General features: G+C 72.8%; 15 protein-coding genes. 8 read left to right on the forward strand and 7 right to left on the reverse strand.

Annotated features, from left to right (window positions below):
• The first annotated feature begins 2 nt into the window (after positions 1–2).
• Together ACZ6JY_RS04595 and ACZ6JY_RS04600 are read left to right on the forward strand one after the other, a co-directional pair.
• Positions 3–764, forward strand: coding sequence for a glycosyltransferase family 2 protein (locus ACZ6JY_RS04595; protein WP_469192197.1), 762 nt, complete (start codon positions 3–5; stop codon positions 762–764).
• Between the two features lie 66 nt (positions 765–830).
• Positions 831–1,763 (forward strand): FkbM family methyltransferase, encoded by a 933-nt coding sequence (locus tag ACZ6JY_RS04600; RefSeq protein ID WP_469192199.1) that lies wholly within the window; start codon positions 831–833, stop codon positions 1,761–1,763.
• Between the two features lie 23 nt (positions 1,764–1,786).
• Here ACZ6JY_RS04600 and ACZ6JY_RS04605 read toward each other — a convergent pair whose 3' ends face one another.
• Complete coding sequence (locus tag ACZ6JY_RS04605; protein ID WP_469192201.1) at positions 1,787–3,007, reverse strand: amidohydrolase family protein; 1,221 nt, start codon at positions 3,005–3,007, stop codon at positions 1,787–1,789.
• 173 nt (positions 3,008–3,180) lie between these two features.
• On the opposite strand from ACZ6JY_RS04605, the gene ACZ6JY_RS04610 reads away from it, so the two are divergent.
• Together ACZ6JY_RS04610 and ACZ6JY_RS04615 are read left to right on the forward strand one after the other, a co-directional pair.
• Complete coding sequence (locus ACZ6JY_RS04610; protein WP_469192203.1) at positions 3,181–3,753, forward strand: hypothetical protein; 573 nt, start codon at positions 3,181–3,183, stop codon at positions 3,751–3,753.
• 70 nt (positions 3,754–3,823) lie between these two features.
• Positions 3,824–3,946 (forward strand): hypothetical protein, encoded by a 123-nt coding sequence (locus ACZ6JY_RS04615; RefSeq protein ID WP_469192204.1) that lies wholly within the window; start codon positions 3,824–3,826, stop codon positions 3,944–3,946.
• 40 nt (positions 3,947–3,986) lie between these two features.
• Here ACZ6JY_RS04615 and ACZ6JY_RS04620 read toward each other — a convergent pair whose 3' ends face one another.
• Both ACZ6JY_RS04620 and ACZ6JY_RS04625 read right to left on the reverse strand, forming a co-directional pair.
• Complete coding sequence (locus ACZ6JY_RS04620) at positions 3,987–4,886, reverse strand: DUF2382 domain-containing protein (RefSeq protein WP_469192206.1); 900 nt, start codon at positions 4,884–4,886, stop codon at positions 3,987–3,989.
• Between the two features lie 248 nt (positions 4,887–5,134).
• A complete protein-coding gene (locus ACZ6JY_RS04625) occupies positions 5,135–6,349 on the reverse strand; it encodes an FAD-dependent monooxygenase (protein WP_469192208.1) in 1,215 nt (404 codons plus the stop codon).
• 197 nt (positions 6,350–6,546) lie between these two features.
• Between ACZ6JY_RS04625 and ACZ6JY_RS04630 the strand changes: the two genes are divergently transcribed.
• On the forward strand, positions 6,547–6,762 hold the full coding sequence (locus tag ACZ6JY_RS04630) for a hypothetical protein (protein ID WP_469192210.1): 216 nt from the start codon (positions 6,547–6,549) through the stop codon (positions 6,760–6,762).
• 107 nt (positions 6,763–6,869) lie between these two features.
• Positions 6,870–7,136: a chaplin gene (locus tag ACZ6JY_RS04635; protein WP_469192212.1), complete on the forward strand. Its 267-nt coding sequence runs from the start codon at positions 6,870–6,872 to the stop codon at positions 7,134–7,136.
• Between the two features lie 108 nt (positions 7,137–7,244).
• Here the strand turns inward: ACZ6JY_RS04635 and ACZ6JY_RS04640 are convergent, their stop codons facing one another.
• The 4 genes from ACZ6JY_RS04640 to ACZ6JY_RS04655 form a co-directional block, all read right to left on the reverse strand.
• The gene (locus tag ACZ6JY_RS04640) at positions 7,245–7,967 is read right to left on the reverse strand and encodes a vitamin K epoxide reductase family protein (RefSeq protein ID WP_469192214.1); all 723 of its coding nucleotides are present in this window, start codon (positions 7,965–7,967) and stop codon (positions 7,245–7,247) included.
• 144 nt (positions 7,968–8,111) lie between these two features.
• A complete protein-coding gene (locus ACZ6JY_RS04645) occupies positions 8,112–8,390 on the reverse strand; it encodes a hypothetical protein (RefSeq protein ID WP_469192216.1) in 279 nt (92 codons plus the stop codon).
• 145 nt (positions 8,391–8,535) lie between these two features.
• Positions 8,536–9,126 carry a hypothetical protein gene (locus ACZ6JY_RS04650; protein WP_469192218.1) on the reverse strand — a complete coding sequence of 197 codons (591 nt, stop codon included), beginning with the start codon at positions 9,124–9,126 and terminating at the stop codon, positions 8,536–8,538.
• A 319-nt stretch (positions 9,127–9,445) separates the two neighbouring features.
• Positions 9,446–9,685, reverse strand: a complete 240-nt coding sequence (locus tag ACZ6JY_RS04655; protein WP_469192220.1) for a chaplin — start codon at positions 9,683–9,685, stop codon at positions 9,446–9,448.
• Positions 9,686–10,071: 386 nt separating this feature from the next.
• Between ACZ6JY_RS04655 and ACZ6JY_RS04660 the strand changes: the two genes are divergently transcribed.
• Both ACZ6JY_RS04660 and ACZ6JY_RS04665 read left to right on the forward strand, forming a co-directional pair.
• Positions 10,072–11,229, forward strand: a complete 1,158-nt coding sequence (locus ACZ6JY_RS04660; RefSeq protein ID WP_469192222.1) for a glycosyltransferase — start codon at positions 10,072–10,074, stop codon at positions 11,227–11,229.
• Positions 11,226–12,722, forward strand: coding sequence for an exopolysaccharide biosynthesis polyprenyl glycosylphosphotransferase (locus ACZ6JY_RS04665; protein ID WP_469192223.1), 1,497 nt, complete (start codon positions 11,226–11,228; stop codon positions 12,720–12,722). Before ACZ6JY_RS04660 ends, ACZ6JY_RS04665 begins: the two co-directional genes overlap by 4 nt.
• Positions 12,723–12,727: the final 5 nt, after the last annotated feature.

The following is a 12,727-nucleotide window of genomic DNA, read 5'->3' on the forward strand; positions in this document are numbered from 1 at the left end:
CCGTGCGCCGGCGCATCACCGTCGTCACGGCCGTCCACGCGCCGTCGGCGCGCTTCCTGGCCGACGCGCATGAGTCCCTGTGCGGGCAGGAACTGCCCGACGGGTGGGAGTGGCACTGGCTGATCCAGGAGGACGGGACGACCGACCAGGTCGCGCCGCACGTCCCCGACGACGACCGGATCGCGTTCCGGCAGGGCCGCCCGGGAGGACCCGGGGTCGCGCGGACCATCGCCATGGCCCGCGCGGACGGCGCGTACGTCAAGGTCCTGGACGCCGACGACCAGCTCGCGCCCGGCGCGCTCGCCCGTGATCTCGCGGCCCTGGAAGCCGATCCCACCATCGGCTGGGCGACGTCACGGGCGCTCGACCTGCTGCCCGACGGCTCCACCGTCGGCTTCCCCGGTGACCCCGGGCACGGGCCGATCGAGCGCGGTGCGGTGCTGGACCACTGGGCGTCCCACGGCTACCTCGCCCAGGTCCATCCGGCGACGCTCTTCGTCCGCCGCGACCTGCTCGTGGCCCTGGGCGGCTGGATGGCCCTCCCGGCCTCCGAGGACACGGGCCTCCTGCTCGCCCTGAACTCGACGGCCCGCGGCTGGTTCTCCTCCGAGGTCGGCCTGCTGTACCGCAAGTGGGAAGGCCAGGTCACCGGCCAGGCCGCGCACGTCGACACCGCCGAGCGCGAGGCCCGCATGGCCGTGGTCGAGGCCAGGGCGCGAGCGCTGGCCCGCTTCCAGTGGCGCTACCCCCTCGGCACCGACTGACCGGGCCTCGGGGTCGGCCCCGTCGGATCTTGCCGCGGCCGTGGCGGGGCTCGTACGGTCACGGCTATGCCTCCCGCTTCGCTCCGCCGCACGTCAGAGCTTCTGGCCACCCTCGGCCGTGGATATGTACGCAACGCGCCCGGGTCACTGCTCAAGGGGCCGCTCGCGGCCCGGTGGCTCAACACGTACCTGCGCGACCATCCCCGCCGGCGGGTGGTCGAAGCCCGCTTCGGCGCCCGCTTCGCCTGCGACTCACGCGATCTCATCCAGCGGTTCATCAGCCTCTACGGCGTGTGGGAGCCGCACATGACGCGGTGGCTCCAGAGCCGGCTCGGGCCCGGGGACACGTTCATCGACGTGGGCGCCAACATCGGCTATTTCGCGGTCCTGGGCTCCCGCCTCGTCGGCGGCACGGGGCACGTCGTGGCCATCGAGGCCTCCCCCGACTTCCACGGCCGCCTGCTGCGGCACGTCGAACTCAACGGCTGCGACAACGTCCGGGCGGTCAACGCGGCGGTCTCCGACACCGACAAGACGCTGACGTTCGTGCTCGCCAGCTCGAACAACATGGGGGCGAACTCGATCGTCCCGTACGACGGTCCTGCCGAGTCGAGATTCGACATGGCGGCCCGGCCGCTGCCCGACATCCTGGACGAGGAAGAACTCACCCGGGCGCGCGTCATCAAGATCGACGTCGAGGGCGCCGAGGGCGGTGTCATCAGGGGCCTCGCTCCTGCCCTGGGGCGGCTCCGGCCGGACGTGGAGATCGCCGTGGAGGTGACCCCGGAGCGGATGGCCGCCCTCGGCGACTCGATCGACGAGCTGCTTTCGACCATGGCCGAGCAGGGCTTTCACACCTACCGCCTGCCCACCGACTACCGGCCGGAGAACTACCCCCATGCCCTGCGCCGGCCGGAGCCGCCGGTGCGGTGGCGCGGCCCGGTCGTCGGCGAGAGCGAACTGGTCTTCTCCCGCGTCGACGCAGAGACCCTGCGCTGACGGCCGCCGCGACCGGCGGCGGCCTACGGGTTCCGGTCGAACGGAAGGTCCAGCATCCGGATCGCGTTCCCGCGCAGCAGCTTGTACGCCACCTCCGCGGGGAGGTGGCCCACGTGGTCCTCGGCCACGGCCTTCGTGTGCGGCCAGGTGGAGTCGACGTGCGGATAGTCGGTCTCGAAGGTGGCGTTGTCGACGCCGACGGTCTCGATGGAGGCGATGCCGTGCTTGTCCCGGAAGAAGCAGCAGAAGATCTGCCGGTAGTAGTACGTCGACGGGGGCTCCGGGATCAGGTCCTTGACCCCGCCCCAGGCCCGGTGCTCCTCCCATACGTCGTCGGCGCGCTCCAGGGCGTACGGGATCCACCCCATCTGGCCCTCGCTGTAGGCGAGTTTGAGGCGGGGGAACTTGACCAGGACCCCGGAGAAGAGGAAGTCCATCATCGACGCCATCGCGTTGTTGAAGCTCAGGGAGGCCTGAACGGCCGGGGGCGCGTCGGGTGAGGCGGCCGGCATCTGCGAGGAGGAGCCGATGTGCATGTTCACGACCGTGCCGGTCTCCTCGCACGCCGCGAAGAACGGGTCCCAGTAGCCGGAGTGGATCGACGGCAGTCCGAGGTGCGTGGGGATCTCGCTGAAGGTCACGGCCCGCACGCCGCGAGCGGCGTTGCGCCTGATCTCGGCGACGGCTAGGCCGATGTCCCACAGCGGGATGAGGCAGAGCGGGATCAGCCTTCCGCCGCTGTCGCCGCACCACTCCTCCACCATCCAGTCGTTGTACGCCCGGACGCAGGCGAGTCCGACCTCCTTGTCCTTGGCCTCGGAGAACGTCTGCCCGCAGAAGCGCGGGAACGTCGGGAAGCAGAGCGAGGCCTCGACGTGGTTGATGTCCATGTCCGCCAGGCGGGCCTTCGGGTCCCAGCAGCCGCGGCGCATCTGCTCGCGCGTGATGCCGTCGAGCGTCATCTCGTCCCGCGAGAAGCCGACGGCGGCGATGATGCGCTTGTACGGGAAGATCTCGCCCTCGTACTCCCACCAGTCGGTGACCTGGCCCTGCGGGTCGGTCGTGAACTTGTACTTGCCGCCGATGTACTCCAGCTCTCCGATGCCCGCGGTGAACGGCTTCGGCCCCCGGTCGCGGTACTTGCCCGGGAGCCACTTCTCGAAGAGGTGCGCGGGCTCGATCACGTGGTCGTCCACGCTGATGACGCGAGGGAGTTCCTTGGCCACGACCTCGGTGTTCTCCACTGCTGTGCCCCCTACTGCCCGCCGGTTTCCCGTTCCCGTACCTGACGACCCATCAGATTCAGATTATGGGCTCACCCTGGTGACGGCAACAGCGCACGCGTGTCTGGTCTGTTGCGCCCCGGCGTGCCACCCTGCCCGGCACGTCCGTTCCCCACCGAACAGCGGAGAGGCCCATGAGTGAGAGGTCCATCAGCGAACGCGACCGTGGGGCGCGCGAGCCGGCGGCGGCCGTCCTCAGGCGAGGCCACGCCGCACGGGCCGAGAGCGCGGCGGCCCGGGCGGCGGCCATCAGCCACTCCATCGAGCGCGGCGGCGGAGAGCGGCGAGGCGGCGCACCCGCCGACGAGAACACCGCCTGGAAGGCCGCTCACGCCGCACGGGTGGCGGCCCAGGCGCTCGCCGTGCTCTCCGAGGCCCCGCCCGACCCGGCCGCGGATGCCCGCTGCGCGAGAAACGCCGCCGCCTCCGCCGCGCAGGCCTCCCAGATGGCGCAGCTCGCCGACGGCGACGCCGAGCCGTCCCACGCCGCGTGCCGGGCCGCGCTCCGAGCCTCCGCGGCGGCAGCGGCGGCAGCCGGAGCCAGGGCCCTCGGGGCGGACCAGGAGCTGAACTCCCTGGCGGACGCGGCGGAGAAGGCCGCCGTCGCGGCGGCCGAGCGGGCCGGATGGATCAAGCCCGGCGCCGATGTCCCCTCCGTACCGGCAGGCGTACGGAGCCCCGAGTTGATGTCGATGCTGCACTTCTGAGCCGAGCCGTCAGTGGTGGTGCCGCCCCTCGGGAGCCGCCACGTCGACGAGTACCTCCGCCCACACCGTCTTGCCCAAGCTCACCGACGACCAGGGCGAGCACGACGCGATGGGCGGTTCTCTGACGCTGCTGACGCTGCCGGACGGCTGCGTACGGACCTATGGTGCGACAGGGGCCCCCACCGGGTGGTGAGGGCCCTTGGGCGTCGCGGCGGGGGGCCGCTGGAGCGGGGTCAGTGGCTCGGGCCCTGCTTGCGGTCGCGCCAGTCGTCGGTGCCCTTCGCGCCCCGGCGGTCGCCCTTCATGCCGCGGCGGCCGCCCTTCGTGTCGTCGTCGAACTCGATCTGCTCCTTGCGGACGGTGCCGGAGACCTCCTGCGTCTCCGTCACCCGCTCGGTCTCCAGATGCACGCGCTCGACCGGCACGGACTCCTTGCTCACCACCGCGTGCTCGGCGTGGAGGGTCACTTCCGTCTCCGCCTCGCCGATGTTGGCGCGCGAGCGGTCGCCCTCGCGGATCGGCTCGCGTACGACACGGACCTCCTCGTGGGAGAGCGGCACGGACGTCGTGACGTCCTCGTTGACCACCGTCTTGCGGAGGTGGGCGTGGCCGACCTCTTCCTCCTCGGTGCCCACCCGCAGCCGCTCCTCGGAGCGGATCATGTCCTGGTCCTTGGTGTCGTCACGCTCCGTGCCACGCATCGCGTACTCGCGGCCGCCGGCGGCTCCCGCCATCGGGCGCCCGCCCGTCGACATGCCGGCGGCCGTGCCCGTGCCCATGCCCGTGCCCGTGCCGGTGGTGGCCCTGCCGGGCCGGGTCAGGCCGTAGTGGGCGTACAGCTCGTGCTCCTGGCCGGGGTCGAGGTGCTCGTCGGCCTCGACCCGCGGCGCCTCCTTCACCGCCTCCTTGGTGCAGGAGACATGCAGGGCGTCCTGCTGAAGGCGCGCCCCGGACAGCGGCACGAAGCTCTCCTTCATGCCGAAGAGGCCCGTCTTGACGGTCACCCACTCGGGGCGGCCGCTGCGGTCGTCGAGGTAGACCCGTTCGACGCTGCCCACCTTCTCGCCGGTCCGGTCATAAGCTGTCAGGCCCTTGAGTGCGTCAGGGTTGGTGAAGGCCTCGCCCTGCGTCATGGGTGATCACTCCCTTGGAGCATGCGACGGGCGAAAACCAATCCGCCACGGGACGACGCACGCCTCAGGTCCATCGCGCGCCCCCGGAGCCCGCCCCGCAAGGCGAGGAGTCACGGAGCGTACGGGGAGCACCCCGTCAGGCCGCGCCACCCCGGCAACCGGGCCGATCGGACCGGTCACATCCGCCCCGGCCCGAGGGGGCCATTCGGGTGAACGCATGGCATTTGCACTCAACGGACCCCGGGGAGTCAGGACTGCGGCCTGCGGCCCTGAAGAGCGCGCGCCACGCGCGGGCCGAGCCGCTGCTTCAGCCAGCGCAGGGAGTTGAGGCGGCCGACCGTCTGGTCCAGGTGGTAGTAGATCTGAGGCGGCACATAGGGCAGCAGCGGCGAGTGGCGCTGGCCGAGGAGCGCGAACATCTGCTCCGGCCGCATGCCGATGTAGCGGGGCAGGTTCTCGTACCACTGGGCGCTGTGCCGGGCCGCGCTCTGCACCGCGAGCAGGGAGTGCCTGCGTCGGCGCTCGTAGCGCGCGAGGGCCTCGGGTAGCTCCCGCGGGCCCACGCCCCTGAGCTCCCCCGCCAGGCACACGGCGTCGCGGAGCGCCAGCGTGGTGCCTGCGCCGATGGAGTAGTGCGTGGTGTGGGCGGCGTCGCCGATCAGGGTGAGGTTGCCGTGGGACCAGGTGGCGTTGGTGACCGTCGGGAAGGCCTGCCACTGCGCGTGGCCCTCGATGTCGTCGCGCCCGAGCAGTCCGTGGCCGTCCAGCGGCTCGGCGAACAGTTTCTCCAGGAGGCGCAGGGCGTCGGTGTGGGCGAGCCGGTCGAAGCCGAGGCCCGTCCAGGTGGCCGCCGAGCACTCCACCACGCAGGTGCTGTGCCCGCCGCTGTACCCGTACGCGTAACACCAGATCCAGCCGTGTTCCGTCTCCACGAAGGCGAAGGTGAAGGCCTTGAACACGCGGGTCGTCCCGAGCCAGATGAAGCGGTTGGCGCCGGTGGTCACCCGCGTGCCGAAGTGCTCCGCCTGGGCCGTGCGGAGCCTGCTGTGCGCGCCGTCGCCCGCGACGATCAGGTCCGCGTCGGGCAGGTCGCCGCGGCCGCCGATCTCCCTGCCGAACTCCAGGCGTACGCCGAGGGAGCGGGCCCGGTCCGCGAGGACCGCCCGCATCTGGTGGCGCCCGATGGCGTGGCCCAGGTCGCCGTCGTGGGCGGTGGTCCGCTCGCCGACGTGGGCGAAGCCGCCGCGCCAGCTCACGCACCGCTCGGCGATGGCCGCGGCCGACACGGGATCGTGCGCCCGCAGCTCCTCCAGGAGGTCGGGCCAGAAGGTCACGCCCCAGCCATGGCTGGTGCCCTCGGCGTGCCGCTCATGGACGGTGATCTCGTGGGCCGGGTCCTGGAGCTTCGCCAGGACGGCCAGGTACAGGGACGCGGGGCCGCCGCCGACACAATCGATCTTCACAGGGGCTCCTGTCACCGGGGGATGCGAAACGGTGACAAAACGTAACCACCTGGGGCGGCTCCGTCGCCGAAGCCGGGGCCGGTGTCGCCGCACGTCACCCCACCGCACCTCACCGAGCGTGGCCGTCATGCGATCTTGGGTGACTTCTGTGCACCATCAATCTGTCTCGGGTTACGACGATCACGAGGAGACCGGACGTGCCGGCTCAGCTCACCAGGCCGCTCCTGACCTTGGCCCTGGCCCTGATCCTCCTGCTGGGAATCGTGTCCGCGGCGGCCACGCCCACCGGGCCCGCCCCGGCGGCGACCACCACTTCCGAGAGCGGGCAGTCCGTGCGGGACGCCTCCGTCGTGGACACCCCCGACTGCGACTGGCGGTACGGCAGCTCCTGCGTCGTCGGCGGCCGGGTGTGACCCCACCCGGTGTGGCGGCGTCACCGTGACTTCGGGTTGACGTCCGGCGTTAGCAGACGTGCGGTTGCGTGTAGGCAGCCGCTTTTGCCAAGTCAAAGGAGAACGTGATGTCTCGCATCGCGAAGGTCACCGCCGCCACCCTCGGTTCCGGTGCCGTCGTGCTCGGTGGCGCAGGCATGGCCATGGCGGACGCGGGCGCGCACGGCGCTGCCACCGATTCCCCCGGCGCGGTCTCGGGCAACGTGGTCCAGGTCCCCGTCCACGTCCCGGTGAACGTCTGCGGCAACACCGTCGACATCGTCGGCCTGCTGAACCCCGCCTTCGGCAACGAATGCGTGAACGCCGACCAGCACGGCCACGGCCACGGCCACTGAGCGCCCGGGGCCGCCACGCGTGGCCCCCCGGCCCCCGGTGAACGGTCCACCGGGGGCTTCGTGCTGTTCCGGGTCAGTCCCCCCGTACCGGTAGGGACACCGGCGCGCTCAGCTCGTCCAGAACTCCCACCAGCGTGTGAGGACGAGCATGCCGATGACGCCCATGTGCAGGGCGGGCAGGACCCAGGCGAATTCCGAGACGAAGGTCCGCAGCCCCTGGGACGAGGGAAGGAAACCGCGCCGTACGTTGTGCGCCGTCACGTACCAGAACATGAGGATGGTGGCGGCCCAGGCCAGGCAGCACCACAGGCAGAGCGCGTTGATGCGGTAGAGCGACTGGAACTGGAGCCAGGTGCAGAAGCCGACCCCGAAGAGCATGCCCGCCTGGAGCGTCAGCCAGTACCAGCGGGGGAAGCGGGCGCCCGCCAGCACACTCGCGCCCACGCCGATCACGATGGCGTAGGCGACGAGGCCGAGAAGCGGGTTGGGGAACCCGAGGACCGATGCCTGCTCGCTCTTCATGACACTGCCGCAGGCCACGACCGGGTTGAGGCTGCACCCCGGCCGGAAGTCCGGGTCCTGGAGCAGCGTGAACTTGTCGAGCGTGATGACCCACGCCGCGAGCAGTCCGGCCGCCCCGGTGACCACGAGGAGCGCGCCGAACCACCGGCCGGGCTCCTCGGAGGGCGGCACGGTGGCCGCGCCGCGCGCGCCGCCCGCGGCCTGTGCCGGTACCCGGCGCGGCAGGTCCGCGGCGCGCGGCGGGGGCGCGGCCGGAGTTCCGGGATCGGCTGCTCCAAGGGGGCGCTGTCCGCCGGGAGTTGGGATCATGCGGCGAACCGTACAGACGCCGGGGGGCGCCACCGGCTCCGTTGTCACCCATGTGGCGGAGCCCCGGGCGGCCATCACACGATGGGGTCACCCGGGTGGGCCACGAGGCGGTGCCGGGTCGAACTGGTCTTCCCGCGGGCCGCTCTACTTGCCTGCGGGAAGACCGCCGAGGAGCTTGCCGGGTCCGCCGCCGGAGGCCAGGCCCTTGGTGACGCCCTTGACCGCGTTGACCGTCGACTCGTTGTGCTCGGCGTCGAGCATGTTCGTGCCCACCGGCGTGGCGTGGTCCAGGCCCTCGCTGACGATCTCGTCGAGTCCGGCAAGCGGGCCGGCGGACGCCGGGGCGGCGGCGAACGCGGGCGCGGCGGAACCGGCGACGGCGAGTGAACCGGCAAGGACGGCGGCAGCCTTCATGGCCTTCATCTTGTTCCTCTCTTTGGCAACGCGTGTCGCCCGTCGGGTCGTGACACTTCACCGGACCAACGAGCACGGGCCGGTACGGAAACCCCTGGGCCGGGAAACTTCCGCGGAGCCACGCGTGTGAAGGCTGCCTGCCGTCCTCCTCGGCTCAGGTCGCGGGCGTCAGCTGCGGTCCCGCGGCCGGGGCGAGCGGGGCGGCCGGAGCTGCCGGGGCGGCCGGCTGGGCGGCGCCGGCGAGGCCGTTGGTCAGCCCCTGGAGCAGCCCCGTGACGAGCGTGGGCGCCTGGGTGAGCACGCCCTTGACGTCGCCGGACGTGGTGGCCTTGAGCAGGCTGTCGATCGTCTGCGTCAGGGCGGGGAGGCTGCCCGCCGGGGGCTCGGGGGCCCTGGCGGCGGAGCCCTTGGCCGGGAGGGCGTGCGGCTTGGCGGCGGCCTTGCGGACCTCCGCCCGCACGGCGTCGGCGTGCTTGTCGGCCTGCGCCGCGGAGAGCTTGTAGTTCTTGGCCTCGAGCACCGCCACCAGCAGGTCGGCGGCGGGAGTGATGACACCGCCGGCGTCATGCAGCCGCTTCGCCTCGGCCAGCATGGTCTCCGGCGTCTGGACGGGTGCGCGGGGCGCGGTCCTGGTCTCCTCGCGGGGAGCGTTGTCTGCGGAGGCGAGCGCGGGGCCGGCCGTGCCGAGAAGCAGCGTCGCGCACAGGGTGGTGGTCGCGATACGCCGTACGGGCAGAGCGCGCATAGGTCACAGCCTTTCGGTGATACGTCGGATCTTCTGATCACCGTGCGAGCGGCGCGCGCACGCCGCAACCGAGGGGCTCACCCGGACCGGTGACCTGCCGGGCCCGAAGCGGCATCGGCGCAGGTGGGGACGGTATGTGACGGATGGTCGGATGCCCGTCCGGCGGCCCACCATTCGGGGCACCGCACAACCGGCCCGCCCCGGCCCCCCATCCGGGGAGGGCCCGCCCCGAGGCCCTCGTGCGCGAGAACGGCAGCCCTCGTGACGCGAGAACGGCCGCCCCCGCTCGTGCGGGGACGGCCGTTCTTCGGACGACGCGTCAGTTGTTGACGCACTTGTTGCCGAACGCCGGGTTCAGCAGACCGCCGATGTTGACCGTGTTGCCGCACACGTTCACCGGGATGTGGATCGGCGCCTGCACGACGTTGCCGGAGAGCGCGCCGGGGGAGTTGGTGGCGGTGCCCTTCGCGCCGGCGTCGGCGACGGCGGCACCCGCGGAACCGGCCACGGCGGCTGCGGCGGCGGCGGAGAAGGCGAGGGCCTTGGTGGTACGGGACATGGGGTGCTGCTCCTTGGCGAGGGTGAGACGTACGGGCGGGATGCCCGTATACGGAGGATCAACTGCCGATCGGTACGACGAGTTGTGCGCCCAGACGAGTGATGTGGGATGTGCGTCCTGATGACGGCGAGGACGCAGGTTGACGCGGCGGCGGGCGGGCCGGGGCGCCCGCCGGATGCGCGTGTCGTCGCCATCGACCCCGCCTCACCACGCCCTTCACCGATCCGACACACGTGCCGGGATCGGCGGAGGTGCTCCTCCATCGAGCTACAGTTGCGCTTCCCTTTGGGGCATTTCAGTCATATACGTCAGATCCCCGTATTCACTGCAAATACCCCATCTCCGCTGTGGTTCAGAGCTCTTCACGTCGGAAGGCCAACGCCGTCATGCGTCACTCCCCGGGCTCGCGGATCCTGCACGTCAGCCAGCCCGTCGAGGGCGGCGTGGCCCAAGTGGTCACCGACCTGGCCCGCGCCCAGGCCGCGGCCGGCACCGACGTCCACGTGGCCTGTCCGGACGAGGGCCCGCTGGCCCGGGTCTGGGACACCGCCGACGGCGGTGTGCGCGGCCACCCGTGGACGGCCTCACGCTCCCCGGGCCCGCAACTGGCCGCCGAGGTCCGCGACCTGGCCCGCGTCATCGCCGCCGTACGGCCGGCGCTCGTGCACGCCCACAGCGCCAAGGCGGGCCTCGCCGCACGCATCGCCCTGCGGGGGCGCGTCCCGACCGTCTTCCAGCCGCACGCCTGGTCCTTCGAGGCGGTCGGCGGCGTCACGGCGCCGCTGAGCCGCTGCTGGGAGCGGCGTGCCGCCCGCTGGACGGACCGCGTCATCTGCGTCAGCGAGGCCGAGTGGATCACCGGCCGCCGGGCCGGCGTCACGGGGTCGTACTCCGTGATCCCCAACGGCGTGGACGTCGGCCGCTTCACCCCCGGCCGCCGGGCGGACGCCCGCGACCGGCTGCTGCCCGACTCCTTCGCGCGGGCCCCCCTCGTGGTGTGCGTGGGCCGGCTGTGCCGGCAGAAGGGGCAGGACATCCTGCTCCGCGCCTGGGCCGCCGTCACCGGAGCGATGCCCGCCGCCCGACTCGTCCTCGTCGGGGACGGGCCCGACGCGGCCGGTCTGCGGGAGCTCGCGGACGGGACCGTGCTGTTCGCGGGGGCGACGGACGACGCCGCCGGCTGGTACCGGGCGGCCGACGTGGTCGTCCTGCCCTCCCGCTGGGAGGGCATGGCCCTGGCCCCGCTGGAGGCCATGGCCTGTGGCCGCCCCGTGGTGGTCACCGACGTGAACGGGGCCAGGGAGAGCCTGCCCCCAGCCGACCGCGCACACGCCCTCGTACCGCCCATGGACCCGGCGGCGCTGGCCCGGGCCCTGCTCGCCCTGTTGCGGGACGGCTCGCTGCGGGCCGCGCTCGGGCGGCGGGGCCGCCGTCATGTCCTCGATCACCACGACGCCCGGCGGACCGCGTCGGCGGTCGACCTGGTCTACCGCGAGCTGCTGGGCCCGGCGCCCACCAAGTACAGGGAGTTCACGACCACGTGAGTGCCGAACGAACCGTCGCCTCGTCCTCAGGACAACCCCGTCAGGAACAGCACGCACCGGCCGCGCCCGTCGTCGTGGCGCCCCGCGGCGCCCACGGCCCGCGCGCCGGGACTCCGGCCGGGCGGCCCTCGCGCGGCCGGCGCACGGCGGCGGCCCTGGTCACCGTCGACGCCGCCGCCGCGCTGCTCGGCATGCTCCTGCTCGACGAGCCCCGGCAGCACGCCGTGCTCGCGCCCCTGCTCGTCGTCGGCGTCCTCGCCCTGAACGCGCGGGGCCGCCTGTACGAGTACACCGCCCTGCCCGCCACGCTCGACGAGGTGCCCTCGCTCTGCGGACGCGTCGCGCTCGGCTGGTCCCTCACCGCGGCGCTCGCGCCCGCCCTGCCCGTGAACCTGCCGCCGCTCACCCTGCGCACGCTGCTCTTCGTGGCCGCCGCGCAGTGCCTGATCGGCGTCTGCGGACGCGCCCTGGTCCACCGGCACCTGCGCGCCCGCGCCCTGCGAAGACCACGGCCCGTCCTGGTGCTCGGACCCGGCGGACAGGCCCAGGCCGTGGCCGCCGCCCTGCTGCGCCGGCCCCGCTGCGGGATGCGGCCCGTCGGCGTCGTGGACGAGGCCGCGGAGCAGCGGCCCGCCGAGGAGGACGGCACCGAGCCGCCCGCCTCGCCCGGACTTCCGGTGCTCCGCACGGAGGACGAACTCCACCGGGCCGTCATCCAGAACGACGTCCGCGCCGTCCTGCTGCTCGCGGGCCAGGGCCCCGGGCTCGCCGACCGGCTGCCCGCCCTGCGCGGCCTCGGCTGCGACCTGTGGGAGATCGACCCGCGCGGGCCCGGCCTTGCCCCGCCGCGGGAGAGCGCACGGCACTGCGTGGCGGGGTTCCACTGCCGCCCGCTGCCGCTCGCCCAGGAGCGCGGGACGGGCTTGTGCAAGCGGCTCCTGGACTTCGCGGTCTCCGGCGTCCTGCTGCTCGCCGCCGCGCCCGCGCTCCTCGCCTGCGCGCTGATCCTGCGGACCACGGAGGGGCCCGGCGTCATCTTCCGGCAGGAACGCGTCGGCAAGGACGGGCGGCTGTTCACCCTCCTGAAGTTCCGCACCCACCGGCCCGCCGACCCGCAGGAGGCGGCCACGCGGTGGAGCGTCGCGGACGAGCACCGGATGAGCGCGTTCTGCCGCTTCCTGCGCAGCACCTCCCTCGACGAGCTGCCGCAGCTGTGGAACGTGCTGCGCGGCGACATGAGCCTGGTCGGGCCGCGCCCCGAACGCCCCTTCTTCGTCGCGCAGTTCAGCCAGACCTACCCGCACTACGCGCACCGGCACCGGATGCCGACCGGCATCACCGGGCTCGCCCAGATCCACGGTCTGCGCGGGGACACCTCCATCGAGGACCGGTGCCGCTTCGACAACGCCTACATCGACGGCTGGTCCTTCTGGCAGGACCTCTGCATCCTGCTGCGCACCGTCGGCTGCCTCGTGCGCCGCACGGGGAGCTGAGGACC

The sequence above is a fragment of the Streptomyces sp. NPDC046335 genome (assembly GCF_055587985.1).